We start from the raw sequence: 24,271 nt of genomic DNA, 5'->3' as shown, positions 1-24,271 counted from the left end.
GCCCGGCGAACCCGATGGCGTACAAAGTCGTCGCTCCCGGTTGCCCCACCCTTTCGTACCACCCCTAGACTGAACATCCAGCAGGTGGCTCACGCTCGAAAGGCGCCCCCGTGTCCATCGGCAACTCCCCCGAAGACGACCGGCCTTCGATCGGTCGCGCGCTTCAGCAGGCTCGTATCGCCGCAGGTCTGACGGTCGAGGAAGTCAGCAGCTCCACCCGGGTGCGCATCCCCATCGTGCACGCGATCGAGGAGGACGACTTCTCCCGCTGCGGCGGCGACGTGTACGCCCGCGGCCATATCCGTATGCTCGCCCGGGCCGTCCGGCTCGACCCCGATCCACTGATCGCCGAGTTCGACGCCGAGCACGGTGGGCGCCCCGCGCCCACACCCGCGGCGCCGCTGTTCGAGGCGGAGCGGATCCGCTCCGAACCCCGTCGGCCCAACTGGACCGCGGCCATGGTCGCCGCGATCGTAGCCGTGGTCGGTTTCGTCGGCTTCACGCTCTTCAGCGGTGAGGACGAGGGATCGGGCTCGGCACAGGTCGCGGAAGGCTCGACTCCCGACAAGACCACTCCCAAGCCCACCACGAGCAAGCCCGCGGACCCCAAGCCCGCTCCCTCCGAAAGCGCCATCGCCGCGGCCCCGCGGGACAAGGTGACGGTCAGGCTGAGCGCCACCGAGGGCAAGAGCTGGATCTCCGCCAAGGACCACAACGGGCGACTGCTCTTCGACGGTCTGCTGGCCAAGGGCGACTCCAAGACCTTCCAGGACAAGGAGCGGGTCGACCTCGTCCTCGGAGACGCCGGGGCCATCGATCTCTTCGTCAACGGCAAGAAGGTCGACGACCAGTTCGAATCCGGTCAGGTCGAGCGGCTCTCGTACACCAAGGGTGACCCCGAGGTCGGCTGACCTCTCCACCTGTGCTTCTCGACGGTGGGTACCCGGCAGACGCCGGGTACCCACCGTCCTGCTTTCCGCCATTTCACCGACTGTTCGGTCACTCCCCGTAGCGGTGAACCCTGCGCGGCAGGGGGAGTGCGGGGACAAAGTAGTCTTGAGCCCATGCCCGAACGCCGTACCGTCGCCCTTGTCACTCTTGGCTGCGCCCGTAACGAGGTGGACTCGGAGGAGCTCGCAGGCCGCTTGGCAGCGGACGGCTGGGAGCTCGTCGAGAACGCCACGGACGCGGATGTCGCCGTCGTCAACACCTGTGGGTTCGTGGAGGCCGCCAAGAAGGACTCCGTCGACGCCCTGCTGGAAGCCAACGATCTGAAGGATCACGGCAGAACCCAGGCCGTGGTGGCCGTCGGCTGCATGGCCGAGCGCTACGGCAAGGACCTGGCCGAGGCCCTGCCGGAAGCGGACGGCGTCCTCGGATTCGACGACTACGCCGACATCTCCGACCGTCTGCAGACCATCCTCAACGGGGGCATCCACGCCTCCCACACCCCGCGCGACCGGCGCAAGCTGCTGCCGATCACGCCGGCCGAGCGGCAGGACGCCGCCGTCGCGCTGCCGGGGCACGCCCAGGAGATCGCACCGGCCCCCGCGGACCTTCCGGAGGGTGTCGCACCCGTCTCCGGGCCGCGGGCACCGCTGCGCCGGAGGCTGGGGACCAGCCCGGTCGCCTCGGTGAAGCTCGCCTCCGGCTGTGACCGGCGCTGCTCGTTCTGCGCCATCCCGTCCTTCCGCGGCTCGTTCATCTCCCGCCGCCCCTCCGACGTCCTCGGAGAGACCCGCTGGCTCGCCGAGCAGGGCGTCAAGGAGGTCATGCTGGTCTCCGAGAACAACACCTCGTACGGCAAGGACCTCGGCGACATCAGGCTCCTGGAGACCCTGCTGCCGGAGCTCGCCGACGTCGACGGGATCGAGCGGATCCGCGTCAGCTACCTGCAGCCCGCCGAGATGCGGCCGGGGCTGATCGACGTCCTCACCTCGACGCCCAAGGTCGCCCCGTACTTCGACCTCTCCTTCCAGCACTCCGCCCCCGGGGTGCTGCGCGCGATGCGGCGGTTCGGCGACACGGACCGCTTCCTCGAACTCCTGGACACCATTCGGTCCAAGGCGCCCGAGGCCGGTGCGCGGTCGAACTTCATCGTGGGATTCCCCGGTGAGACGGAGGCCGACCTCGCCGAGCTGGAACGCTTCCTCACCGGCGCGCGCCTGGACGCCATCGGGGTCTTCGGCTACTCCGACGAGGAGGGCACCGAGGCCGTCGGCTACGAGAACAAGCTGGACGCCGACGTGATCGCCGAGCGCCTCGCGCACATCTCGCAGCTCGCCGAGGAGCTGACCTCGCAGCGAGCCGAGGAGCGGGTCGGCGAGACCCTCCAGGTGCTCGTCGAGTCCGTGGAGTCGGAGGAGGACGGACCCGTGGCGGTGGGCCGAGCCGCCCACCAGGCGCCGGAAACGGACGGCCAGGTCGTCTTCACCGCACGCGAAGGGCTCGCGCCGGGCCGTATGGTCGAAGCGAAGGCAGTGGGCACCGAGGGAGTGGACCTCGTGGCCGAACACCACGAGCTTGCGGAGGCAGCCAGATGACGGGAGTCCCGGCATCCGCGGCAGGCGGTTCCGGCTCGACGCCGGCGCCCCGCGGCGGCAAGCTGGGCGCGGCGGCCGTCAACCAGGCCGGTCTGTGGAACATCGCGAACATCCTCACGATGGTGAGGCTGCTGCTCGTCCCGGGCTTCGTCATGCTCCTCCTGCACGACGGCGGATACGACCCGGTCTGGCGCTCCTTCGCCTGGGCGGCCTTCGCCATCGCGATGATCACCGACGTGTTCGACGGCCATCTGGCTCGCACGTACAACCTGGTCACGGATTTCGGGAAGATCGCGGATCCCATCGCGGACAAGGCGATCATGGGCGCGGCCCTGATCTGTCTCTCCTCGCTCGGGGACCTGCCGTGGTGGATCACCGGAGTGATCCTCTTCCGTGAGCTCGGCATCACCCTGATGCGCTTCTGGGTGATCCGGCACTCGGTGATCCCCGCCAGCCGCGGCGGGAAGGTGAAGACGCTCGCCCAGGGCATCGCCGTGGGCATGTACGTCCTGGCGCTGACGGGGCCCCTGGCGACCCTGCGCTTCTGGGTGATGATGGCGGCCGTCGTCCTGACGGTCGTCACCGGCCTCGACTACGTGCGCCAGGCCGTCGTGCTGCGCCGCCGCGGGCTCGCCGCCGAGCGGGCCGCGGCCGCCATGGAGGCGGTCACGGCGGCTGCGGACGTGGACGGCGCCGTGGGGGCGCGCACCGTTGCGGACGACGCCGACGCGACGGCCGGGGGCTCGGTGGAGCCTCTCGGAGAGAAGATCGGGGAGCCCGTGGGGGAGCGCGTGGCGGGCAGCCGGGGGCCCGCGGAGGCGGAACGGTGACGTCCGGGGCGGCGGAGGTCCTGCGGCGGCTCCAGGGGCGCGGTGAGACGCTCGGGGTCGCGGAGTCCCTCACCGGCGGTCTGGTGGCCGCGGAGCTCACCTCCGTCGCCGGGGCCTCGCGATGCTTCCGCGGGTCCGTCACGGCGTATGCCACGCCTCTGAAGCGTGATCTGCTGGGCGTGGACGGCACGCTCCTGGCCGAGCGCGGTGCGGTGGACCCTGCCGTCGCCCAGTCGATGGCCGACGGCGTACGCCGGGTTCTCGGCGCCGACTGGGGAGTCTCGACCACCGGGGTCGCCGGCCCCGAGCCGCAGGACGGCAAGCCCGTGGGAACGGTCTTCGTCGCCGTCTCCGGGCCGGGCGGCATACAGAAAGTCGCCGAGCTGAGGTTGAACGGCGGGAGGGCGGACATCCGTAAGGAGAGTGTGCGGAGCCTGCTCGAACTGCTCTCCGGCGAACTCGGCGAAAACGCGAGGGCACAGGATACGGAACAGAACGGGGGGAATTGATGTTTGCAGCCCTGAGTGAACACGACATCGCTCCCCGCACGGCCGCAGCGCGAGGCGGTACGGTGGGGCGTGAAGGATGCGGCTACGCGGTCCGAGGAGGGAGCCACCGATGATTCTGCTCCGTCGCCTGCTTGGTGACGTGCTGCGTCGGCAGCGCCAGCGCCAAGGCCGTACTCTGCGCGAAGTCTCCTCGTCCGCCCGAGTCTCGCTCGGCTATCTCTCCGAGGTGGAGCGGGGGCAGAAGGAGGCATCCTCCGAACTGCTCTCCGCCATTTGCGACGCGTTGGACGTACGGATGTCCGAGCTCATGCGTGAAGTGAGCGATGAACTGTCCCTGGCCGAGCTGGCCGAGTCGGCAGCAGCCAGTGATGCAGTGCCTGTACCGGTACGCCCGATGCTCAATTCCGTCTCTGTTGCGTCGGTCGCCGGCGTACCGACGGGACGGGTGACCATCAAGGCGCCCGCGGAAGCGGTGGACGTCGTCGCCGCCTGACCGCACGGTTCGTGCGTGACGAAGCCCCGGTCGGCCCTCATGGGCCGGCCGGGGCTTTTGCGTGCCCGGTGTGTGCGGGGCCTTTCGCGGGGCAGGCGCGAAGTGAGGCCGGAGGGCGAGTTCGGGACAACCACCCGGATGCCCGGTTCGCCTCATATGTGACATTGTGGACAGATGGTAAGTCGAAGAGCTACCTGAACGGAGAAGTGCATGTCTGTCGTGAAGAGCGCCCTGTCCGACGGCGATCGCAAGGTCGTGGGAGACGCGCTGCAAGGCGCGCTGGTCGACCTGGTCGATCTCTCCCTGGTGGCCAAGCAGGTCCACTGGAACGTGGTCGGCCCGCGCTTCCGCTCGGTGCACCTTCAGCTCGACGAGGTCGTCGACACGGCGCGGCAGCACTCGGACACCGTCGCGGAGAGGGCTTCCGCGGTCGGCATCAACCCCGACGGCCGCTCCCGGACGCTCGCGAAGACCACGGCGATCGACGTCGTGCCCGACGGCTGGATCAAGGACGTGGACGCCGTACGTGTCCTCGTCGACGCGCTCCGCGTGATCATCGACCGCATGCGGGAGCGGATCGAAGCGACCGACGAACCCGACCCCATCAGCCAGGACATCCTGATCACGCTCACTGCGGACCTCGAGAAGCACGCGTGGATGTTCCAGGCCGAGAGCGCCTGAACCCGCGCTCTCCCGCACCTCAGGAAGGAATCGTCGTGACGGACAACAAGAACGCCATGGACAAGCTCAAGGGCAAGGCCAAGGAGGCGACCGGCAAGGTCACCGGAGACCGTCGCAAGGAGGCCGAAGGCAAGTCCGACCAGGTCAAGGCCAAGGCGGAAGGCGCCATGGGTGCCACCGGCGACCGCGCCAAGGGTGTGAAGGACTCCCTGACCGACGACGACAAGTAGCAGAGACGCCGCACCACCGGTGTGCCCCCGCGGATTCCGATCCCGGGGGCACCGGCATGTCCGGGGACGGGCGACCCGAAGTGCGGGGCCGGGGGATCCGAAGTGCGGGGCTGGGTGTGGTCGGAGGGGGCGGGAGCCCGGGGGCGCGGGATGCAGCCGGCGGCGAGCCGGGGGAAACTGCGGGGGAGGGCCGGGGCGTGGGGCCGGGACGTACATCTCCCCACATCGGCCTCAGGAGAGAGCGCGCACCGCCGTTCTGCTCGCACCGTGCACGCCGGTAGTGCACCGATGCGCCCTCCCGTCAGGAGATCGTGCCGTACTAGCGTCGGCCGGAGGAGGCAGCCATGGTGCGGCGATGGGTGCCGGCGCTCGTCCTCGGCGGGATGTGGTGGTGGGCGGTGCTGCGGCTGGCGCTGGAGCCGGAGCACGCCGGACTGGTCGAGGGCGCGGTGGCGGCCGGCGGATGGGGACTGAGTCTGCTGCCCGTCCATGTGGCCTCCGCGGTGAGGCCGGAGCAGGACGCCGATGAGGCCGTGACGGACCGGGCGGATCAGGTGGGCCGGGCAGACCCGACGGGCCGGACGGATCCGACGGGCCGGACGGACATATCCTCCTAGCCCCTCGGCGTAGGCCGGAGAGGGTGCCGCGGGTCCTGAGGGGCCCGGAATCAGCTGGTGGGTCCGGACTGGCAGTGCGGACACCAGAAGGTGGGGCGATCGTCGCGGTCCGCCACGCGAATGGGTGTGCGGCAGCGCAGGCACGGTCTGCCCGCCCGCCCGTAGACGAAGAGACGCTCCCGTGTGCGGCTGCGTGACATGGCCGCGGTCGCTCCGGTCGTGGTCCGCATGGGGCGGTCGCGGTTGGCCTCCAGAAGCTGTCGTGCCGTACTGATCAGCCGGGGTGCCACGGCCGGGGGCAGCTCGCCCACCGGGAGCCACGGCGTCGCGCGAGCCATGAAGCAGAGCTCGCACATGTAGACATTGCCGATACCGGCCAGGTTGCGCTGGTCCAGGAGTGCGTCGCCGAGCCGGCGGCCGGGATCGGCGAGCACATTGCGCAGAGCGGTGTCCGGGTCCCAGTCCGGGCCCAGGAGATCGGGGCCGAGATGGCCCACGGCCTGTGCTTCGTCCTCGGTGCGCAGCAGTTCGAGGACGGGCAGCCGGTAGCCGACCGCGGTGTGCTCCGCATTGGCCAGTACGGCGCGGATCTGGTGGGCCGGTCCGCCTCTCCAGCGCTCGCCCGGGTCGTACACCCGCCAGGCGCCCTCCATGCGCAGATGACTGTGAAGGGTGAGGCCGCCCTGGAAGCGGGCGAGCAGGTGCTTGCCGCGCGCCGTGACACCCAGGACGGTCCGGCCGGTCAGGTCGGCCGTGGCGTACCGGGGGACCCGCAGGTCGGAGACCGTCAGCACCTGGCCGGAGAGCGCCTCGTCGAGACGGCGGGCGGTCTGCAGGACGGTGTCACCTTCGGGCATGCGTCCATGATGCGCGGACGGGGCCGCCCATGGTCTCCCGGCCGCGCCGAAGCCGCCTCCTCGGACAGTTCCGGACCGGCTCTCAGGCGCGCAGCCGCAGACCCCGTGGCGTGGCCAGGAAACCGGCGGCCTCCAGGGTGCGGCCCAGAGGCGAGGTGAGGGAGGAGGCGCCGTTGGTCCGCTCCACGGTGACCGTGCCGAGCGTCCCCGCACGGGCCGCCGACGCCAGAGCCTCCGCGGCCGCGCGGAGCGCCGGGTCGGCGGGATCCGTCGGCCACGCGAGAAGTGACTTGCCGCCGCGCTCCATGTAGAGCGTGAGCTCGCCGTCCACCAGGACCACCAGCGCGCCCGCCTTGCGGCCCGGCTTGTGTCCCGCGCCGTCCGGCGACTCGGGCCAGGGCAGGGCGGCACCGTACGCGTTGGCGGGGTCGGCAGCCGCGAGGACCAGGGCGCGGGGTGTCGAGCCGGGATCCGCGCGGTCGCGTGCGGTGGAGACCGCCCTGAGCCGGTCCACCGCACCGTCCATGGCGAACTGCGCCGCACCCAGCCCCTCGACCACGTAACCACGGCGGGCCTGCCCGCTGTCCTCGAACGCGGCGAGGATCCGGTAGACCGCCGAGAAGCCGCCCTCGACGCCCTCCGCCTGCACCGCGCCGCGGGTCACCACACCGTGGCGGTCGAGCAGCGTCCGGGCCAGGGCATGCGCGCGATGGGTCGGCTCGGGCTCGGCCGGAGGCAGCAGCGACCAGCGTCCCGACACGGTCGGCGGGCCGGTGCGGGACGTGGGACGGGCCGACGCGGTGAGTGTCCCGTAACGGCCGCGCGGCACGTTGCGTCTCGCGCGGTGTGCCGTGGAGCCGGCCGTCCGCCCCGAGCCGAGGAGCGAACGCAGGGGGGCCAGCGTGTCGTTGGTCAGACGGCCGGACCAGACCAGGTCCCAGAGCGCGTCGGCCAGCTGCGGATCGGTGCAGTCGGGGTGGGTGGTCGCCCGGACCTGATCGGCGATCTGCCGGAAGAACATCCCGTACCCGCCGGAGAGCACCGTGAGCACCGACTCGTGCAACGCCGTCTCCTCCAGTGGGAGCGGCGCGGGGAGCAGCAGCGGCGCGCTGTCCGCCAGGTAGACGGAGAGCCAGCCGTCCTTGCCGGGGAGGGCGCCCGCGCCTGCCCAGACGACCTCGCCCGTGGTGGTGAGTTCGTCGAGCATCGCCGGGGTGTACCCCGCGACTCGGCTCGGCAGGATCAGCTTCTCCAGGGCGGACGCGGGGACCGGCGCGCCCTGCAACTGCTCGATGGCGCGGGCCAGTCCGTCGATGCCCCGGAGGCTGTTGTCGCCAAGGTGCTGCCACTGCGGGAGGAAGCCGGCCAGTGCGGCGGGCGGCACAGGCTCCAGCTCCTGGCGGAGCGCGGCGAGCGAGCGCCGGCGCAGCCGTCGCAGGATGGTGGCGTCGCACCACTCCTGGCCGATGCCCGCGGGATGGAACTCGCCCTGGACGACGCGGCCCGACGCGGCGAGCCGCTGCAGGGCGCCGTCCGTGACGGCGGTGCCGAGGCCGAAACGGCTCGCCGCCTGCGTGGTGGTGAACGGCCCGTGTGTACGGGCGAACCGGGCGAGCAGATCGCCGAGCGGGTCCTTGACCGGCTCGGTGAACGCCTCGGGGACCCCCACCGGCAGGGCGGTGCCGAGCGCGTCGCGCAGGCGGCCCGCGTCCTCGACGGCCGCCCAGTGAGCGGCTCCTCCGATGCGGACCTGGATGGCGCGCCGGGAGGTCTCCAGCTCCGGGGCCCAGCCGGGCTCCGCACCACGCTCCGCCAGCTCGGCATCGGTGAGGGGGCCGAGCACGCGCAGCAGATCGGCGACCCCCTCGACATCCTTGATCTTCCTGTCGTCGGTCAGCCACTGGAGCTCCCGCTCCAGCTCGCCGAGGACATCGGCGTCCAGCAGCTCCCGCAGCTCCGCCTGGCCGAGCAGCTCGGCCAGCAGGTGGGAGTCGAGCGAGAGCGCCGCGGCCCGCCGCTCGGCGAGCGGCGAGTCGCCCTCGTACAGGAACTGTGCGACGTAGCCGAAGAGGAGGGAGCGTGCGAACGGGGACGGCTCGGGTGTCGTCACCTCCACCAGGCGGATGCGGCGCGCCTCCAGGTCGCCCATCAGCTCGGTGAGCCCGGGGACGTCGAAGACGTCCTGGAGGCATTCGCGCACTGCTTCGAGGACGATCGGGAACGAGCCGAACTCGGAGGCCACCTGGAGCAGCTGGGATGCCCGCTGGCGCTGCTGCCACAAGGGTGTGCGCTTCCCGGGGCTGCGCCGGGGCAACAGCAGGGCGCGCGCGGCGCATTCGCGGAACCGTGACGCGAACAGGGCGGATCCGCCGACCTGTTCGGTGACGACCTGGCCGATCTCGCCCTTGTCGAACACCACGTCGGTGGCGCCGACGGGGGGCTGGTCACTGTCGTATCCACCCGCCGGGAAGACCTGGCCGGTGGCGCCGCCTCCCGCACCGCCTCCGGTGTCGCCGCCCGCGTCCGCCTGGACCGGATCGAAGTCGAGGAGGTCGAGCCCCATCAGATCGGCGTCGGGCAGCCGCAGCACGATGCCGTCGTCCGCGTGCATGACCTGCGCGTCCATCCCGTACCGCTCGCCGAGCCGGGCGGACAGGGCGAGCGCCCACGGGGCGTGCACCTGGGCGCCGAACGGTGAGTGCACCACGATCCGCCAGTCGCCCAGCTCGTCCCGGAACCTCTCGACGAGGACGGTCCGGTCGTCGGGGACGTGGCCGCAGGCCCGGCGCTGTTCGTCGAGGTAGGACAGGATGTTGTCCGCGGCCCAGGCGTCCAGCCCGGCGGCGAGCAGCCGGAGCCTGGCGTCCTCGGCGGACAGCCCGCCGATCTCCCTGAGGAACGCGCCGAGCGCGCGCCCCAGCTCCAGCGGGCGGCCCAGCTGGTCGCCCTTCCAGAACGGCAGCCGGCCCGGGACGCCGGGAGCGGGTGAGACCAGGACCCTGTCCCTCGTGATGTCCTCGATCCGCCAGGACGTGGTGCCCAGGGTGAAGACGTCACCGACCCTCGACTCGTAGACCATCTCCTCGTCCAGCTCGCCGACGCGCCCCCCGCCCTTCTTCGGGTCCGCGCCCGCCAGGAAGACGCCGAAGAGCCCGCGGTCGGGAATGGTGCCGCCCGAGGTGACGGCGAGCCGCTGGGCGCCGGGGCGGCCCGTGACCGTACCGGTGACGCGGTCCCACACCACACGGGGCCGCAGCTCGGCGAAGGCGTCGGACGGATAGCGCCCGGCGAGCATGTCGAGCACGGCGGTGAACGCCGACTCGGGGAGCGAGGCGAAGGGGGCCGCCCGGCGAGCGAGCGCCAGCAGGTCGTCGGCCTGCCAGCTGTCGAGCGCGACCGCGGCGACGATCTGCTGGGCGAGCACGTCCAGCGGGTTGGACGGGATCCGCAGAGCCTCGATGGCCCCCTCGCGCATCCGCTCGGTCACGACGGCCGCCTGCACCAGATCGCCCCGGTACTTGGGGAAGACCACCCCGGTCGACACGGCGCCGACCTGGTGCCCGGCCCGTCCCACCCGCTGCAGCCCCGAGGCCACGGACGGCGGCGACTCGACCTGGATCACCAGGTCGACCGCGCCCATGTCGATCCCGAGCTCCAGACTGGAGGTGGCGACCACGGCGGGCAGCCGGCCCGCCTTGAGGTCCTCCTCGACCTGGGAGCGCTGCTCCTTGGACACCGAGCCGTGGTGCGCGCGGGCGAGGACGGGCGGCGCCCCTTTCGCGGCTCCGGACTGGGCCATGATCTCGGCGGGGGAGTGGGCCTCGGGCAGCGGCCTCCCCGCCTCCGGCTCCTCCTCGAAAGCGGTGCCGGTGGCCCGCTCGTAGGCGATCTCGTTCAGCCGGTTGCACAGGCGCTCCGCCAGCCGCCGGGAGTTGGCGAAGACGATCGTGGAGCGGTGCGACTGCACGAGATCGGCGATCCGCTCCTCGACATGCGGCCAGATCGACGGCTTCTCCGCCTGGCCGCCCTCGTCGCCGGTGGCGGGGGAGCCGCCCAGCTCGCCGAGATCCTCCACCGGGACGACCACGGAGAGGTCGAACTCCTTGGCCGACGGGGGCTGGACGATCTCCACCTTCCGCTGCGGCGACAGGAACCGTGCGACCTCGTCGACCGGGCGGACCGTCGCCGACAGCCCGATACGCCGAGCGGGGCGCGGCAGCAGCTCGTCCAGCCGCTCCAGGGACACGGCGAGGTGCGCGCCGCGCTTGGTGCCGGCGACCGCGTGCACCTCGTCGATGATCACCGTCTCGACCCCGGCGAGCGCGTCCCGGGTGGAGGAGGTGAGCATGAGGAACAGGGACTCCGGGGTGGTGATCAGGATGTCCGGGGGCTTCGTCGCCATCGAGCGGCGCTCGGCCGGAGGGGTGTCGCCGGAACGGATCCCCACCCGCACCTCCGGCTCGGGCAGGCCGAGCCGCACCGATTCCTGACGGAGCCCGGTCAGCGGCGAACGCAGATTCCGCTCCACGTCCACGGCGAGCGCCTTCATCGGCGACACGTACAGCACACGGCAGCGCTTCTTCGCCTCGGCGGGTGGAGGGACGGCCGCCAGCCGGTCCAGCGAGGCGAGGAAGGCCGCGAGCGTCTTACCCGAGCCGGTCGGCGCGACGACCAGCACGTCCGAGCCCTCGCCGATGGCCCGCCAGGCACCTTCCTGCGCCGCGGTGGGCGCGTCGAAGGCCGCCGCGAACCAGCTGCGGGTCGCGGGAGAGAACGAGTCGAGCGCGGAACCGGCCATGCCCCCCATCGTGCACCCCACCACTGACAACGGCCGGTGGACGTGCCCGCCGCCCACCTTCCCGGACTTCGGGCACGGCCCGGACCTGCGAGAATACGAGCATGGCGGAGGTGGACACGACACGGGAATGGGCGAGGTACTGGCAGTACGCGGAACTGCCCGACCTCGACCTCCTGCGCGCCCGGTACGTCCGTCACACCTTCCCGCGCCACAGTCACGAGGGCTACGTCTTCGGCACGATCACCAGCGGGGTCGAGGACGTCGGCCTCCCCGCCGGCACCGTGCACGCCGGCCCCGGCACCGTGGTCATGATCAACCCGGAGGTGCCGCACACCGCCCGGGCCGGGGTTCCCGAGGGCTGGGTGTACGCCACGCTCTACCCGTCCGCCCAGGTGATCAACGACATCGCGGCCGACGTGACGAGCCTGCGCGGCACGGTCGGCTTCGCGGAGAGCAGCGTGAGGGACCTGTACGCCGCCCGGCTGATCACCGAGGTCCACCGGGCGGCCGAGGAGGGCAACGCCCTGGCGGCCGACAGCGTCCTGCGGGTCCTGGTCGCCCGGCTGCTCGACCGCCACGGCAGCGTCCTGCCCGCCAAGGCCTCAGGGTCCGCCGGAGCCCGTGACGCGGCCCGGGCGAGGAGCGCCCTGGAGGAGCGGATGGAGCGGCCCCCCACCCTGGAAGCGCTCGCCGCGGAGCTGGGCACCAGCCCGTTCGCGCTGCTGAGGGCCTTCAAGAAGCAGTACGGAATGCCCCCGCACACCTGGCTCACGGACGCCCGGGTGCGCCGTGCGCGGCGCATGCTCGACGCGGGGACCGCACCCGCCGAGGCCGCGACCGCCGTCGGCTTCACCGACCAGCCCCATCTCAACCGTCACTTCACCCGGATCGTCGGGGTGCCTCCGGGCGCCTACCAGCGCGAGCGCGCAAGAACGTACAAGACCGGCAGAGACATCTCCCCGTAGCGTTCCGGGCGTGGCAGAACAGACAGCACCCCCTATACGCACCGATGCCCCCCATGCGCGGGACACGGGCACGGAGAAGCCGGACAGCGCCGTGGTCCGGGACGCGCTCGGCGTGGGCATCGCCGTGGGCCTCTCCGGATTCGCCTTCGGCGTGACCTCGGCAGGCTCCGGGCTGAGCCTCCTCCAGACCTGCGCGCTGAGCCTCTTCGTCTTCACCGGAGCCTCCCAGTTCGCCCTCGTGGGGGCTCTCGCGGCCGGCGGCAACCCCTACACCGCGGCGGCCGGAGCGTTCTTCCTGGGCATCCGCAACGCCTTCTACGGACTCCGGCTGTCACAGCTCCTCGCGCTGCCGCGCTTCCTGCGCCCCCTCGCCGCCCAATGGGTCATCGACGAGACGACCGCCGTCACCCTGCCCCAGCCCACCAGGCGTGCCGCCCGTATCGGCTTCACCGTCACCGGGCTCACCCTCTACGTCCTGTGGAACCTGACCACGCTGGTGGGGGCGCTCGGGGCGAAGGCGCTCGGCGACACGGACGCCTGGGGGCTGGACGCGGCCGGCCCGGCCGTGTTCCTCGCCCTGCTCGCACCGATGCTGAAGAGCACCACGGAGCGCGTCACGGCGGGTCTCGCCATCCTGCTCGCGCTGGGCCTCCTGCCGCTCCTGCCGGCGGGCGCGCCCGTCCTCGTGTCCGCCCTGGCGGCTCCGCTCGTCCTCTTCCTGAAGGGCCGGGGCAAGGGCACCACGGACGCCACCGTCACCGAAGGCACGGAGCCCGGGGAGGGCCGATGAACATCTGGATCGCCATCGGGCTCACCGCCGTCGGCTGCTACCTCGCGAAGCTCCTGGGGCTCCTGGTCCCGGCCGGGGGCCTGGAGCGCCCCCTCGTGCAACGGCTGGCGGCCCTGATGCCGGTGGCGCTCCTCGCGGCGCTCACCGCACAGCAGACCTTCGCCGACGGGCAGCAGCTGGTGCTGGACGCCAGGGCCGCAGGGCTCGCCGCGGCGGCGCTCGCCCTCGTCCTGCGGGCTCCCTTCCTCGTGGTCGTCGGCGTCGCCGTCGTGGTCACCGCCGTCGCGCGCGCCCTGCTCTGAGCCGGGACGGATCAGAGCGGACCACGGCCGTACGCCCGGAGGGTCTGGAGCGCCTTGAGCGTCACGATGGGACGCCCCTCCAGGGCCGTCCCCGGTGCCCACCGGCGCCAGTTGACGGGCCAGCCGCCGTCCTCCTCCTGTTCTGCCGCCAGGTGGTCCAGGGACGTCTCCACCTCGCCGTCGCTGAACCAGCGGCGGGCGAGCGACCCGGGGGTGCGGGCGTAGTCGTACGGGAAGTGGTGTTCCCCCGGGGCGTAACCGGGAGCCACCGGGTACTCCGCGCGGCGCGAGGGATCGAGCACCACCAGCCGCTGTTCACGCACCAGTTGCCCCAGCCGGTCGGCAGCGGATTCCGCACGTCCGCGGTCGGGGACGCCGTCCAGGAAGGCGACGGCTGCTTCGATCTCGTACGGATGGGACTGCTCCAGCGCGTCGACGGCGGCCCAGCAGAAGTCGGTGGCCCGGAACAGCCAGGCGTGCCAGACCTGGTTGCGGTGCAGCAGCCCGACCACGGGGCCCGTCGTCAGCAGTTCGGCGGGCGGGTCGTCGACGACGGGGATGAAAGGTGCCGCGGGATAGCCGCGCTGGGAGGGGTGCAGCGCCGGCAGGGCGCCCTCCTTGGTCGACACGTCGGTCAGATAGCGGCAGATCCGTTCCACGCGCAGACCGTCGCAGCGACCGATCGAGTCGAGGACGCTCAAGGCGTGAGCGGTGTGCAGCGGTTGACTCACCGGCCCACGGAGATCGGGTTCGAGTGCGTGACCGTAGCCGCCGTCCTCGTTCCGGTAGGCGGCGAGCGCGGTCTCGACGATGTCCGCACCCCCCTCCAGGAAGAGATGGGCGAACCGCCGCTGTTCGAGGACGCGTGCGGTGAGCCAGATGAACTGCTCGGCGCGGGCGAGGGGATTTGCTCCGGTTCCAGCCATGGACCGACCGTAGAGGGGAAAGTGCCACCGGCAGGGTGGTCCCGGCCCGGCTGCACTCTCAGGAGCGGGATACTGGGGGCATGCGGTTGACGATTTTCTGGGAACGGATGGCGGACCACTTCGGCGAGGCGTACGCCGACTCCTTCGCACGCGATCACGTCATGGCGGAGCTCGGCGGCCGGACGGTGCACGAGGCCCTGGCCGCGGGCTGGGAGGCCAAGGACGTCTGGCGTGGGGTCTGCTCCGCGGTCGGAGTGCCTCCGGACAAGCGCTGAGCGGCACGGCCCGTCCGCCCCGGCGGCCGGCCCGTGTCACCCGCCCGGGGCCTTGCCGGGCCGGGCGGCCGACTGTCACCGCGGTGAGCGAGACTTGTCCCGTGGCACCGACAGACGAGACCGCCCAGACCCAGCAGCCCGCCCTGCCGCCTCTCCCGCCGGCCGGACCACCGAGTCCGCCGCCCGGAACCGGCCCCGTCCGTATGCCCGGCTGGCTGCCGCGCGCGATGGTCATGGCACTGGCGCTCTACGGGTGCTTCCAGCTGGGCAGCTGGGCTTTCTACCAGCTCATCGGGCTGCTGACCAACATCCTGATCGCCTTCTTCCTGGCGCTGGCCATCGAGCCGGCCGTCAGCCGCATGTCCGGACACGGGATGCGCCGGGGCCTCGCCACCTTCCTGGTCTTCCTCGCCGTGCTGATCGCCGGGATCGGCTTCGTCGTGCTGCTCGGCTCGATGCTCGCCGGCCAGATCGTCGACATGGTCGAGGAGTTCCCCAAGTACCTCGACTCGGTGATCAACTGGGTCAACCAGACCTTCCACACGGAGCTCTCGCGGGTCGAGGTGCAGGACAGCCTCCTGCATTCCGACTGGCTCCAGAAGTACGTGCAGAACAGCGCCACCGGTGTGCTCGACGTCTCCACCACGGTGCTCGGCGGGCTGTTCCGGCTGCTGATGATCTTCCTGTTCTCGTTCTACTTCGCCGCCGACGGGCCCCGGCTGCGGCGCGCGCTGTGCTCCGTACTGCCGCCCGCCCGGCAGGCCGAGGTGCTGCGCGCCTGGGAGATCGCGGTCGACAAGACCGGCGGCTACATCTACTCGCGCGGGCTGATGGCGCTGATCTCCGGAGTGGCGCACTACATCCTGCTGGTGGCCCTCGGAGTGCCCTACGCCCCGGCGCTGGCGGTCTGGGTCGGTCTCGTCTCGCAGTTCATCCCCACGATCGGTACGTATCTGGCGGGCGCGCTGCCCATGCTGATCGCCTTCACCGTCAACCCCTGGTACGCGCTGTGGGTCCTCGGTTTCGTCGTGGTCTACCAGCAGTTCGAGAACTACGTGCTGCAGCCGAAGCTCACGTCCAAGACGGTCGACATCCATCCCGCGGTCGCCTTCGGCTCGGTGGTCGCGGGCACCGCGCTGATGGGGGCCGTCGGCGCCCTGATCGCGATTCCGGCGGTCGCGACGCTCCAGGCGTTCCTGGGCGCCTATGTGAAGCGCTACGACGTGACGGACGACCCGCGGGTGCTCGGCGGCCACCGCTGGCGCCGCGGCCGGCCGGTGGTGTCGAGGATCCGCAGCGCCGTGAGGGGCGGCGGGGACGGTACGGACCGGACCGAGGGCGGCACGTGACAGCGTGAGGCGCCTCACGGACAATTGACCTGTGTGACCTGGGCTGCTATAAGCGGCTACTCTCGGTCGCGTCGGCCTGGCGTGGTGCGCTTGACACCAAAATCGAACATCCATTCTCATGGGATTCCGGCCGGGTTTTGCCGGGTCCGACGGTGGAGTTGTCCACAGGCCGGGAGGACGCCGAGGCCCATTGTCAGTGGCAGGGGTTAGCGTCTGTCACGTGAAGCGATCGACTCAAGCAAATCGGGTGGAACCCATGGCAGGAACCGACCGCGAGAAGGCGCTGGACGCCGCACTCGCACAGATTGAACGGCAATTCGGCAAGGGCGCGGTGATGCGTCTCGGTGAGCGGCCGAACGAGCCGATCGAGGTGATCCCCACCGGGTCCACCGCGCTCGACGTCGCGCTCGGCGTCGGCGGGCTGCCCCGCGGCCGTGTGGTGGAGGTGTACGGACCGGAGTCCTCCGGTAAGACGACGCTGACCCTGCACGCCGTGGCGAACGCGCAGAAGCTCGGCGGCTCGGTGGCGTTCATCGACGCGGAGCACGCGCTGGACCCGGAGTACGCGAAGAAGCTCGGCGTCGACATCGACAGCCTCATCCTCTCTCAGCCGGACAACGGCGAGCAGGCGCTGGAAATCGTGGACATGCTGGTCCGCTCCGGCGCGCTCGACCTGATCGTCATCGACTCCGTCGCGGCCCTGGTGCCCCGTGCGGAGATCGAGGGCGAGATGGGCGACTCCCACGTGGGTCTGCAGGCGCGTCTGATGAGCCAGGCGCTCCGGAAGATCACCAGCGCGCTCAACCAGTCCAAGACCACCGCGATCTTCATCAACCAGCTGCGCGAGAAGATCGGCGTGATGTTCGGCTCGCCGGAGACCACGACCGGTGGCCGGGCGCTGAAGTTCTACGCCTCGGTGCGTCTCGACATCCGCCGGATCGAGACCCTGAAGGACGGCACGGACGCGGTGGGTAACCGCACGCGCGTCAAGGTCGTCAAGAACAAGGTGGCACCGCCGTTCAAGCAGGCCGAGTTCGACATCCTCTACGGCCAGGGCATCAGCCGTGAGGGCGGTCTGATCGACATGGGCGTGGAGCACGGCTTCGTCCGCAAGGCCGGCGCCTGGTACACGTACGAGGGCGACCAGCTCGGCCAGGGCAAGGAGAACTCCCGCAACTTCCTCAAGGACAACCCCGACCTGGCCAACGAGATCGAGAAGAAGATCCTCGACAAGCTCGGCGTCGGTGTCCGTCCGGAGGATGCCGCGGCGGAGTCCGCCACCGATGCCGCGTCCGCCGCAGGCACCCCGGCAGAGGGAGCGGCCAAGTCGGTACCGGCTCCCGCGACCAAGGCCAAGCCCGCCAAGGCCGCAGCGGCCAAGAGCTAGGCCGTGACGCGACGCACGGAGTGGCCGGGCGCCGACACCGGTGCGGACCCCGGCCCCGAGTACGCCGCAGAACCGTCCGGGGGTTCCCCGGAGCCCGGCCGGGGGGCCGGGTTCGGCGAGGGAGCGGGCCGTCGTTCCCGCTCCCGCTCCAGAAGCAGCGGTTCCCCTTCCTCGTCGAGGGCCGAGAAGGGGGAACCGCGAGACCCGGTCGAGCAGGCGCGCAACATCTGTCTCAGGCTGCTGACCGGGACTCCGCGCACCCGTAAGCAGCTGGCCGACGCGCTGCGCAAGCGGGAGATCCCCGACGAGGCGGCGGAGGAAGTGCTCTCGCGGTTCGAGGATGTGGGACTGATCGACGACGCGGCGTTCGCGGACGCCTGGGTCGAGTCCCGGCACCACGGCAGAGGGCTGGCCCGACGTGCCCTCGTGAGGGAGCTGCGCACCAAGGGGGTGGACCCGACGGTGATCGACGAGGCGGTCGGGCAGCTCGACCCCGAGCAGGAGGAGGAGACCGCCAGGGAGCTCGTGGCCCGCAAGCTCCGCTCCACCCGGGGGCTGGACCGCGACAAGCGTCTGCGCCGGCTGGCGGGGATGCTCGCACGCAAGGGGTACGGCGAGGGGATGGCCCTGCGCGTGGTGCGCCAGGCGATCGAGGCGGAGGGGGAGGACATGGAAGGGCTGGACGAGCCCTTCTGACCGGCTGACCGGCTGACCGGCTGACCGGCGAACGGGGGCGGCCGGGGGAGAGGACCGGGGGAGAGACCGGAAGAGTGGACGGGGCGCGAGCCGGAAGAAGCGGGGGAAGCGGACCGGGGGCGCGAGCCGGGAGGAGCGGGGGAACACACGGCCGGAGGGCGCGGGGGAGAGTGCGGTGCTCGACGGCGAGCGAGGGGGCACGGGGGAAACGGCGAGCGGGGGATCAGTGCGCAAGCCACCTGAACGGGCCTGCGGCGGTGGCGGAGGGGGCGCCATCGCCGCAGACCGAGCCCGGCCCCGGAGCGGGACAACGGCGTGACGGCCGGGCTCAGTGGCCTGCCAGGGATGCCCGGTGGATCGTGGCGTCGATGAGGGACAGCGCATCGTCGGCGGTACGACCCGGCTGCCGGTTCCATGGGCCGATCAGGCCGGGCCAGCCCTGAGAGCGCAGCTCGGTGATGAGCCAGGCGCCGGCGCGGTCGACGGTGCCGAGCGATCCGTAGCCGAGCCGGTGGGCGGTCAGCATGGCCCCGCAGAGACAACGCGCACCACGGGCGTTGCGCAGGCGGTAGGGCGTGTTCTGCCAGCCCCACTCGGTCAGGATCTGCCGCGCGTAGCCGAGATGGACGGACGGGCGCACATCGGGCTGCCCGATGCGGCGCCATGCGTGCAGACGCTCGGGGAGTACGGCGCCGAGGCGCCCCGGGAGCGGGCGCTCGTGCGGCCGCCGTGGCGGCAGGGCCCGCAGGGAGTCCTCGACGAGCCGGTCGACGGGTACGGACAGCAGATCCCGCCAGTCGGCCACCGGATGCGAGGGCAGGGACAGGGGCAGGGGCGGGGTTCCGGGATCCGGCACGGCTGCCGGCGGCGCGGGGGGCGCGGGGGAGGCCGGGGGCGCCGAGGAGGTGGGAGGGACCTCGGATACGGGCTCCCGGGCGGTCCGCTCCCACCCGGTGACGATGCTCTGCCACGCATCGGTGTCATGGAGCCGGGAGGCCTGTGCGTCGAGCTGGTCCGGGGTGAGCTGAACGGTCTCCATCGGCGCGACATCTCCGTACATTCAGGTCCTCAGTGATGAGGTGAATGTCCGTCGCGCGCGAGGATTGCTCCACCGCAGAGCAGCGTTCGGGTGGGACACAGCGCCATTCGGTCCCCCCTCCGGGGCAGGGGGGACCGAGGCGCTCGTGGTCAGCGGGTGACGGGGAGCCCGGCGGCGCGCCAGGCCTGGAAGCCGCCGGTGAGGTCCGTGGCCCGGTGCAGTCCCAGCTGACGCAGGGAGTCGACCGCGAGGCTCGAGGCGTAGCCCTCGTTACAGATCACCACGATCCTCAGATCGTGGCTCACCGCCTGGGGCGCCCGGTGGCTCCCCTGTGGGTCGAGCCGCCATTCCAGTTCGTTGCGCTCGACGACCAGGGCGCCCGGTATCAGGCCGTCCTGCTCGCGCAGCGCCGCGTAACGGATGTCGACCAGCAACGCGCCTTCGGCAGCCGCGGCGGCGGCCTCGTCGGGCCCGACCCGCTCGTAGCCGGCCCGTACCCGGTCGAGCAGTTCGTCGATGCCCACCGGACCCTGAACGCCCCGGCCTCGACCCTCCTGGCCTTGACCCTCCCGGTCCGGGTCCTTCCGGTCCTGGCCCTCCTGGTCCTGGCCCTCCTGGTCCGGGCCGGTCTGGTTGCCTTCGCTCACTGCCAGTCCTCCGGGCGTTCGGTCTGCTCCAGGCGCAGGATCGCTCCCGTGCGGCTGTAGCGGCGGATCTGCGGCAGGGGCGGGTAGTACGCGTGCACCGAGATGGCGTGCTCGTGGCCGGACTCGTTGAGGACCTCGTGGACGTGGTGTTGGCCGAAGGCCCTGCCCTGGCCCGTCGCCAGGTGCCGGTCGCGGTCGATGCCCTCGCTCAGTTCGAGGGTCGTCCAGCCCGCGGTGGGCAGCCGCGCGGCCAGCGAGTGTTCCCTGAGGGCACCCGCCGCGACGGTGAACGCCCCCGTCGACTCGGCATGGTCGTGCCACCCCGTGCCGGTGCCGGGCGGCCAGCTGATCAGCCATGCCTCGCTGCCGCCGGGACCCTCCAGCCTCAGCCAGGTGCGTCCCTCGGGGTCGAGCGGGAGCGAGGCGACGAGCTCGGCGTCCTCCGCCGTCCGGCGGACGAAATCGAGCAGCTCCGCGATCGTCGGAGCCTCGGCGTCGGTGGCGGACGTGGGCGTGGGAAGGGAGGGGAAGGATGCAGACACAGGGACCGTCCTGAGAAGTTCGCGTGGAAGCACAGCCGCGCGAGAGACAGCACGGCGTGCGAAGGAAAGGCGAATCAGCAGGACGGGCGACACACGCAGCCCGCATAGCGGACGAGGTCCATATGGACCCTCCGCCACAGGCGCACATCGGTGTCGGTCATGATCTGGAGTACACCATGTGCGCCTGCGACGGTCAATTGACGTCCGCGGTCCGGTCGGAGCTCGTGGTGGTGCGTGACGTGTCACCGTGCGCCGTGTCCGCGCCACCCCCGCGCGCCGTGTCGGCCGCAGCGAACAGCTCGGTCGGCCGTACACCGCTGAAGGCCGCGACGAGATGCCCGTCCGGCCTGACCAGCAGCACCGTGTGGGCCGTCGCGCCCGGGTAGCTCTCGGTCACCAGCAGCTCGGCGTTCACGGGGAGCGAGTTCACCGCGTCGATGAGCCGCGGCATGACACCCGCGGTCAGCCAGTGGCGCCTGTCCCACACCCCCGTGCCCGGTGCGACCAGGATCACCAGCAGGTGCCCCAGCCCCAGCCGGTCGCGCAGCCGCACCGTCTTCCCGTCGGGAGCGGTCACGCGCACGTCGGTCACCGGCGCACCGGGAGCTGTCCCCACCGACACGTGCGCCTCGGTGCGCCGAGGTGAAAGGGGCGAGTGCGCGTACGCGGGGGGCGCGCCCAAGGGCCCGCACCCCAGATGACCGTCGGCCAGCAACGTGTCGTGCCCCCGCGCGGCGCCGGGCACGAGCGTCCGCAGGCCCGCTCCGCCCCGCAGTATCGGCAGCGACTGGTCGGCCGCGCGCAGCCGTGCGGCGACGGCGGCCCTGCGCTCGGCCTGGTAGCTGTCGAGCAGCAGCTCGGAGGCGCTCTGGTGCCAGGCCTGTGCCAGCTTCCAGGCCAGGTTCTCGGCGTCCCGCAGCCCTTCGTCCAGGCCCTGGGTCCCGAGCGCGCCCAGCAGATGTGCGGCGTCCCCGGCGAGGAAGGCACGCTTGGACCGCCAGCGCCTGGCCAGCCGGTGGTGCAGGGTGTAGACGCCGGTGTCCAGCAGCTCGTAAGCCGGCGTCTCGCCGCACCAGCCCTCCAGGGTGTCGCGGATCCTGGTGATCAGGGCGTCGGGGGTGACGAGTTCGCCGCGCGGTGGAAGCAGCCAGTCCAGCCGCCAGACGCCGTGGGGCAGTGGCCGGGCGGTGACCTCGGCTCCGCCCGTGCGCCACGGCGGGGCCCGGTGCAGCACCGCCTCACCCGGCCACGGGAGTTCGGCGCGGAGTGCGGCTACGGCGTGCCGCTCGACCGCCGTACGGCCGGGGAACCTGATGTCGAGGAGCTTGCGCACGGTGGACCGGGCACCGTCGCAGCCCACCAGGTAACTCCCGCGCCACCAGGTCGATCCGGGCTCCCGGGTGTGCACCGTCACCCCGTGCGCGTCCTGCTCCAGTGTGTCGATCCTGCTGAACGGCACCATGGTGACCAGGTCGTGCGCGGCGACCGCGGCCCGCAGCGCTCCGGTGAGGGCGTGCTGGGGCAGGTGGACCGGCGAGGGCAGCGGGACGGAGCCCTCCACCTCGCCCAGCGGTACGGCCCGCACCAGTTGCTTACGCCGCACCGACCGCCAGCCGGCCCACCGCAGGCCCTCGTCGTGGAGCGCCGGGCAGCCGAGCCGCTCCATCAGATCCGCGGTGTCCTCGCGCAGCACGACGGTGCGGGCGGGGCGCGGTTCGTCCTTCCCCGGCCCTTCGTCGAGAAGGACGGAGGGAACGCCCTGCGCCGCGAGGGCGAGCGACAGCGCCAGCCCGACCGGGCCCGCGCCGACGACGATCACCGGGTCCACGGTGTGAACCCTCCGGCGCCGGTGGAAGTGGCCTTCGGGGTCGCGGAGGCCGGTGGGGAGGAGGAGGGTGCGGCGGCGGTGGTTCGGGACGCGATCACAGAACGAATGCAACCCACTGCCGGTGCTTGCGTCAAGCGACAGCCATGCGGGACGCCCGCGTTGCCGCCTCACGCAACCCATGCAGCTCCCGTGCCACAGGACAGCCCCGCCGGTGTCGCACCGGCGGGGCTGTCTGGTAGCGGAACGGGAGGGGGAACGGCCCTTCCCCGTTGCGGGAGGACCGGACCTCACGGCCCGTCAGTCGGTCTTGGAGACTCCGCCGTTCGTACCGTTCGCACCGTCGGCGCCGTTCGCGTCGGGCCCCTCCGCCGGCCCGTCCTCTGCCGCCGGGGGCGCCGCGAGGCTGCCGACGGGAAGGATCCCGGGGGTCTCGGCGGCCGCGGCCACCGCGATACCGGTCTTGGCCCGGCGGCCGCGCTTCTCGATCCAGGTGGCCAGCGCCGACAGGAGCAGACACATCGCCACATAGATGGTGCCGATCACCGCGATCGTCGAGACGTACGGGTACTGGCTGTTGACCTGCGTGTTGGAGGCGATCAGACGCGCGGTCTGGAGCAGCTCCGGGTACAGGATGATGAAGCCGAGCGAGGTGTCCTTGAGGGTCACCACCAGCTGGCTGATGATCGTCGGCAGCATCGCGCGGACCGCCTGCGGTATCAGCACGCTGACCATGACCTGGGTCTTGCTCATCCCGAGGGCGTAGGCGGCCTCGCTCTGGCCCTTGGGCACGGAGTTGATGCCCGCGCGCAGCACCTCGGCCTGGACACAGCCGTTGTAGACGGACAGCCCGAGCGCCAGGGCCCACATCGAGTAGTCGGTGAGGAAGCCGACCCAGATGGCGTAGATGGTGATCAGCAGCGGGATCGAACGGAAGAGTTCGATGAACGTGGTGGCGGTCCAGCGGATCGGCTTGTGGTCGGAGAGGCGGCCGACGGCGAGCAGGACGCCGAGGATCAGCGAACCGACCGCGGCCAGACCGAAGGCCTTCAGCGTGGCGAGCACGGCGTCGGCGATGTTCTGCCGGATGCCCGCGTAGTTGAAGATGTCCCACATCTCGGGGGCGAGGTGCCCCTTGTCGGACAGCCGCACCAGGCTGATCGCGATCAGCCCCAGGATGGCGAGGCTTCCGACCACGGCGTAGATCCGGTTGCGGACAGCCGCCTTGGGACCCGGGGCGTCGTAGAGAACGCTGGCACTCATCGGGCGACCTCCATACGGCGCTCCAGCAGACGGAAGAGACCGCTGATGACGAACGTGACGACCAGGTAGCCGAGGGCCACCCAGATGAAGACGGGCATGATCTCGTAGCCCCGGTCACTCATGAGCTTCTGCCATCCGAAGAGCTCGGCGACGCTGAAGGCGCCGGCGATCGCCGAGTTCTTCGTGAGCGCGATGAAGATGCTGCTCAGCGGCGGGATGACGGACCTGGTGGCCTGCGGGAGGACCACGATCCGCAGCGTCTGGGCGAACGTCATACCGATGGAGCGAGCGGCCTCGGCCTGCCCCAGGGGGACGGTGTTGATACCCGAGCGCACCGCCTCGCACACGAAGGAGGAGGTGTAGAAGCCGAGGGCCAGCGAGCCGAGCAGGAAGGGGCTCATCCCCGGGAAGAGGATCTCCGGCACCACGAAGAAGAAGATCAGGAACAGCAGCGTCAGCGGGGTGTTGCGCAGCAGGGTCACCCAGGCGGTGCCGAAGTAGCGCAGCGGGGGCACGGGCGACACACGGAAGCCGGCTATCGCGACACCGAGGACCAGAGCGATGACCGAGCTGATGGCGGTGATCGACACGGTGCCTATGAAGCCGTCGCGGTATTCCGGGAAGTTGTCGAGCAATACGTTCATGGGGTCTCCGCGTCGGCGGTCAGCGGCATCAGGGCAGGGGAAGCGGCGCCCCGTACGCCGCCG

25 protein-coding genes are annotated in these 24,271 nt (G+C 71.5%); 15 read left to right on the top strand and 10 right to left on the bottom strand.

Going from position 1 to position 24,271, the window contains the following annotated elements; translation table 11 throughout:
* Positions 1 to 110 precede the first annotated feature (110 nt).
* The 8 genes from ACZ607_RS09505 (at position 111) to ACZ607_RS09470 (ending at position 5,903) form a co-directional block, all read left to right on the top strand.
* Positions 111 to 911, top strand: coding sequence for a helix-turn-helix domain-containing protein (locus ACZ607_RS09505; RefSeq protein WP_469733375.1), 801 nt, complete (start codon positions 111 to 113; stop codon positions 909 to 911).
* Between the two features lie 153 nt (positions 912 to 1,064).
* Entirely contained in the window at positions 1,065 to 2,543 is a 1,479-nt protein-coding gene (gene rimO, locus ACZ607_RS09500; protein ID WP_469733373.1) for a 30S ribosomal protein S12 methylthiotransferase RimO, read from the top strand.
* A complete protein-coding gene (gene pgsA / locus ACZ607_RS09495) occupies positions 2,540 to 3,373 on the top strand; it encodes a CDP-diacylglycerol--glycerol-3-phosphate 3-phosphatidyltransferase (RefSeq protein ID WP_469733372.1) in 834 nt (277 codons plus the stop codon). Before rimO ends, pgsA begins: the two co-directional genes overlap by 4 nt.
* The gene (locus ACZ607_RS09490; RefSeq protein ID WP_469733370.1) at positions 3,370 to 3,882 is read left to right on the top strand and encodes a CinA family protein; all 513 of its coding nucleotides are present in this window, start codon (positions 3,370 to 3,372) and stop codon (positions 3,880 to 3,882) included. Before pgsA ends, ACZ607_RS09490 begins: the two co-directional genes overlap by 4 nt.
* A gap of 109 nt (positions 3,883 to 3,991) precedes the next feature.
* On the top strand, positions 3,992 to 4,375 hold the full coding sequence (locus ACZ607_RS09485) for a helix-turn-helix domain-containing protein (protein WP_014153702.1): 384 nt from the start codon (positions 3,992 to 3,994) through the stop codon (positions 4,373 to 4,375).
* A gap of 210 nt (positions 4,376 to 4,585) precedes the next feature.
* Positions 4,586 to 5,056 (top strand): Dps family protein, encoded by a 471-nt coding sequence (locus tag ACZ607_RS09480; protein ID WP_469733368.1) that lies wholly within the window; start codon positions 4,586 to 4,588, stop codon positions 5,054 to 5,056.
* A 56-nt stretch (positions 5,057 to 5,112) separates the two neighbouring features.
* On the top strand, positions 5,113 to 5,286 hold the full coding sequence (locus tag ACZ607_RS09475) for a CsbD family protein (protein WP_469733457.1): 174 nt from the start codon (positions 5,113 to 5,115) through the stop codon (positions 5,284 to 5,286).
* A 344-nt stretch (positions 5,287 to 5,630) separates the two neighbouring features.
* Positions 5,631 to 5,903, top strand: coding sequence for a hypothetical protein (locus ACZ607_RS09470; RefSeq protein WP_469733366.1), 273 nt, complete (start codon positions 5,631 to 5,633; stop codon positions 5,901 to 5,903).
* Between the two features lie 50 nt (positions 5,904 to 5,953).
* Here the strand turns inward: ACZ607_RS09470 and ACZ607_RS09465 are convergent, their stop codons facing one another.
* Entirely contained in the window at positions 5,954 to 6,760 is an 807-nt protein-coding gene (locus ACZ607_RS09465) for an Fpg/Nei family DNA glycosylase (RefSeq protein ID WP_469733365.1), read from the bottom strand.
* Positions 6,761 to 6,842: 82 nt separating this feature from the next.
* Entirely contained in the window at positions 6,843 to 11,558 is a 4,716-nt protein-coding gene (locus ACZ607_RS09460; RefSeq protein WP_469733363.1) for an Lhr family ATP-dependent helicase, read from the bottom strand.
* A gap of 101 nt (positions 11,559 to 11,659) precedes the next feature.
* Here ACZ607_RS09460 and ACZ607_RS09455 point away from each other — a divergent pair, with 101 nt between their 5' ends.
* The 3 genes from ACZ607_RS09455 to ACZ607_RS09445 are packed head-to-tail and all read left to right on the top strand — an operon-like array spanning position 11,660 to position 13,615.
* Positions 11,660 to 12,523, top strand: a complete 864-nt coding sequence (locus ACZ607_RS09455; RefSeq protein ID WP_469733361.1) for a helix-turn-helix transcriptional regulator — start codon at positions 11,660 to 11,662, stop codon at positions 12,521 to 12,523.
* A gap of 10 nt (positions 12,524 to 12,533) precedes the next feature.
* Positions 12,534 to 13,313 (top strand): AzlC family ABC transporter permease, encoded by a 780-nt coding sequence (locus ACZ607_RS09450; protein ID WP_469733359.1) that lies wholly within the window; start codon positions 12,534 to 12,536, stop codon positions 13,311 to 13,313.
* Positions 13,310 to 13,615, top strand: coding sequence for an AzlD domain-containing protein (locus tag ACZ607_RS09445; RefSeq protein WP_469733357.1), 306 nt, complete (start codon positions 13,310 to 13,312; stop codon positions 13,613 to 13,615). Before ACZ607_RS09450 ends, ACZ607_RS09445 begins: the two co-directional genes overlap by 4 nt.
* Positions 13,616 to 13,626: 11 nt before the next feature.
* Here the strand turns inward: ACZ607_RS09445 and ACZ607_RS09440 are convergent, their stop codons facing one another.
* Positions 13,627 to 14,541, bottom strand: a complete 915-nt coding sequence (locus ACZ607_RS09440; RefSeq protein ID WP_469733355.1) for a hypothetical protein — start codon at positions 14,539 to 14,541, stop codon at positions 13,627 to 13,629.
* A gap of 80 nt (positions 14,542 to 14,621) precedes the next feature.
* Between ACZ607_RS09440 and ACZ607_RS09435 the strand changes: the two genes are divergently transcribed.
* The 4 genes from ACZ607_RS09435 (at position 14,622) to recX (ending at position 18,248) form a co-directional block, all read left to right on the top strand.
* The gene (locus ACZ607_RS09435; RefSeq protein ID WP_104789542.1) at positions 14,622 to 14,816 is read left to right on the top strand and encodes a DUF3046 domain-containing protein; all 195 of its coding nucleotides are present in this window, start codon (positions 14,622 to 14,624) and stop codon (positions 14,814 to 14,816) included.
* Positions 14,817 to 15,019: 203 nt separating this feature from the next.
* Positions 15,020 to 16,165: an AI-2E family transporter gene (locus ACZ607_RS09430; protein WP_469733455.1), complete on the top strand. Its 1,146-nt coding sequence runs from the start codon at positions 15,020 to 15,022 to the stop codon at positions 16,163 to 16,165.
* 256 nt (positions 16,166 to 16,421) lie between these two features.
* Positions 16,422 to 17,552 (top strand): recombinase RecA, encoded by a 1,131-nt coding sequence (recA, locus tag ACZ607_RS09425; RefSeq protein WP_469733353.1) that lies wholly within the window; start codon positions 16,422 to 16,424, stop codon positions 17,550 to 17,552.
* Between the two features lie 3 nt (positions 17,553 to 17,555).
* The gene (recX, locus tag ACZ607_RS09420) at positions 17,556 to 18,248 is read left to right on the top strand and encodes a recombination regulator RecX (RefSeq protein ID WP_469733352.1); all 693 of its coding nucleotides are present in this window, start codon (positions 17,556 to 17,558) and stop codon (positions 18,246 to 18,248) included.
* 328 nt (positions 18,249 to 18,576) lie between these two features.
* Here the strand turns inward: recX and ACZ607_RS09415 are convergent, their stop codons facing one another.
* The 7 genes from ACZ607_RS09415 to ACZ607_RS09385 all read right to left on the bottom strand — a co-directional run bounded on the left by ACZ607_RS09415 (position 18,577) and on the right by ACZ607_RS09385 (position 24,208).
* Complete coding sequence (locus tag ACZ607_RS09415) at positions 18,577 to 19,287, bottom strand: DUF6197 family protein (RefSeq protein ID WP_469733350.1); 711 nt, start codon at positions 19,285 to 19,287, stop codon at positions 18,577 to 18,579.
* A 149-nt stretch (positions 19,288 to 19,436) separates the two neighbouring features.
* Complete coding sequence (locus tag ACZ607_RS09410; RefSeq protein ID WP_469733453.1) at positions 19,437 to 19,811, bottom strand: rhodanese-like domain-containing protein; 375 nt, start codon at positions 19,809 to 19,811, stop codon at positions 19,437 to 19,439.
* A gap of 119 nt (positions 19,812 to 19,930) precedes the next feature.
* On the bottom strand, positions 19,931 to 20,476 hold the full coding sequence (locus ACZ607_RS09405) for a cupin domain-containing protein (RefSeq protein ID WP_469733348.1): 546 nt from the start codon (positions 20,474 to 20,476) through the stop codon (positions 19,931 to 19,933).
* 74 nt (positions 20,477 to 20,550) lie between these two features.
* Positions 20,551 to 20,598, bottom strand: a complete 48-nt coding sequence (locus tag ACZ607_RS09400) for a hypothetical protein (protein ID WP_309506048.1) — start codon at positions 20,596 to 20,598, stop codon at positions 20,551 to 20,553.
* 71 nt (positions 20,599 to 20,669) lie between these two features.
* Positions 20,670 to 22,304 carry an FAD-dependent monooxygenase gene (locus tag ACZ607_RS09395; protein ID WP_469733346.1) on the bottom strand — a complete coding sequence of 545 codons (1,635 nt, stop codon included), beginning with the start codon at positions 22,302 to 22,304 and terminating at the stop codon, positions 20,670 to 20,672.
* A gap of 297 nt (positions 22,305 to 22,601) precedes the next feature.
* A complete protein-coding gene (locus ACZ607_RS09390; RefSeq protein ID WP_469733344.1) occupies positions 22,602 to 23,564 on the bottom strand; it encodes an amino acid ABC transporter permease in 963 nt (320 codons plus the stop codon).
* Positions 23,561 to 24,208: an amino acid ABC transporter permease gene (locus ACZ607_RS09385; RefSeq protein WP_469733342.1), complete on the bottom strand. Its 648-nt coding sequence runs from the start codon at positions 24,206 to 24,208 to the stop codon at positions 23,561 to 23,563. Before ACZ607_RS09385 ends, ACZ607_RS09390 begins: the two co-directional genes overlap by 4 nt.
* Between the last annotated feature and the right edge of the window lie 63 nt (positions 24,209 to 24,271).

The sequence above is a fragment of the Streptomyces sp. NPDC104381 genome (assembly GCF_055583745.1).
This window is presented reverse-complemented; position numbering and strand designations above follow the sequence as displayed.

Bases quoted from the DNA above. Each gene is read 5' to 3' on its own strand.
- rimO (WP_469733373.1), top strand. From the start codon at position 1,065: ATGCCCGAACGCCGTACCGTCGCCCTTGTCACTCTTGGCTGCGCCCGT.
- pgsA (WP_469733372.1), top strand. From the start codon at position 2,540: ATGACGGGAGTCCCGGCATCCGCGGCAGGCGGTTCCGGCTCGACGCCG.
- ACZ607_RS09485 (WP_014153702.1), top strand. From the start codon at position 3,992: ATGATTCTGCTCCGTCGCCTGCTTGGTGACGTGCTGCGTCGGCAGCGC.
- ACZ607_RS09480 (WP_469733368.1), top strand. From the start codon at position 4,586: ATGTCTGTCGTGAAGAGCGCCCTGTCCGACGGCGATCGCAAGGTCGTG.
- ACZ607_RS09475 (WP_469733457.1), top strand. From the start codon at position 5,113: ATGGACAAGCTCAAGGGCAAGGCCAAGGAGGCGACCGGCAAGGTCACC.
- ACZ607_RS09470 (WP_469733366.1), top strand. From the start codon at position 5,631: ATGGTGCGGCGATGGGTGCCGGCGCTCGTCCTCGGCGGGATGTGGTGG.
- ACZ607_RS09465 (WP_469733365.1), bottom strand. From the start codon at position 6,760: ATGCCCGAAGGTGACACCGTCCTGCAGACCGCCCGCCGTCTCGACGAG.
- ACZ607_RS09460 (WP_469733363.1), bottom strand. From the start codon at position 11,558: ATGGCCGGTTCCGCGCTCGACTCGTTCTCTCCCGCGACCCGCAGCTGG.
- ACZ607_RS09455 (WP_469733361.1), top strand. From the start codon at position 11,660: ATGGCGGAGGTGGACACGACACGGGAATGGGCGAGGTACTGGCAGTAC.
- ACZ607_RS09445 (WP_469733357.1), top strand. From the start codon at position 13,310: ATGAACATCTGGATCGCCATCGGGCTCACCGCCGTCGGCTGCTACCTC.
- ACZ607_RS09440 (WP_469733355.1), bottom strand. From the start codon at position 14,541: ATGGCTGGAACCGGAGCAAATCCCCTCGCCCGCGCCGAGCAGTTCATC.
- ACZ607_RS09435 (WP_104789542.1), top strand. From the start codon at position 14,622: ATGCGGTTGACGATTTTCTGGGAACGGATGGCGGACCACTTCGGCGAG.
- ACZ607_RS09430 (WP_469733455.1), top strand. From the start codon at position 15,020: ATGCCCGGCTGGCTGCCGCGCGCGATGGTCATGGCACTGGCGCTCTAC.
- recA (WP_469733353.1), top strand. From the start codon at position 16,422: ATGGCAGGAACCGACCGCGAGAAGGCGCTGGACGCCGCACTCGCACAG.
- ACZ607_RS09415 (WP_469733350.1), bottom strand. From the start codon at position 19,287: ATGGAGACCGTTCAGCTCACCCCGGACCAGCTCGACGCACAGGCCTCC.
- ACZ607_RS09390 (WP_469733344.1), bottom strand. From the start codon at position 23,564: ATGAGTGCCAGCGTTCTCTACGACGCCCCGGGTCCCAAGGCGGCTGTC.
- ACZ607_RS09385 (WP_469733342.1), bottom strand. From the start codon at position 24,208: ATGAACGTATTGCTCGACAACTTCCCGGAATACCGCGACGGCTTCATA.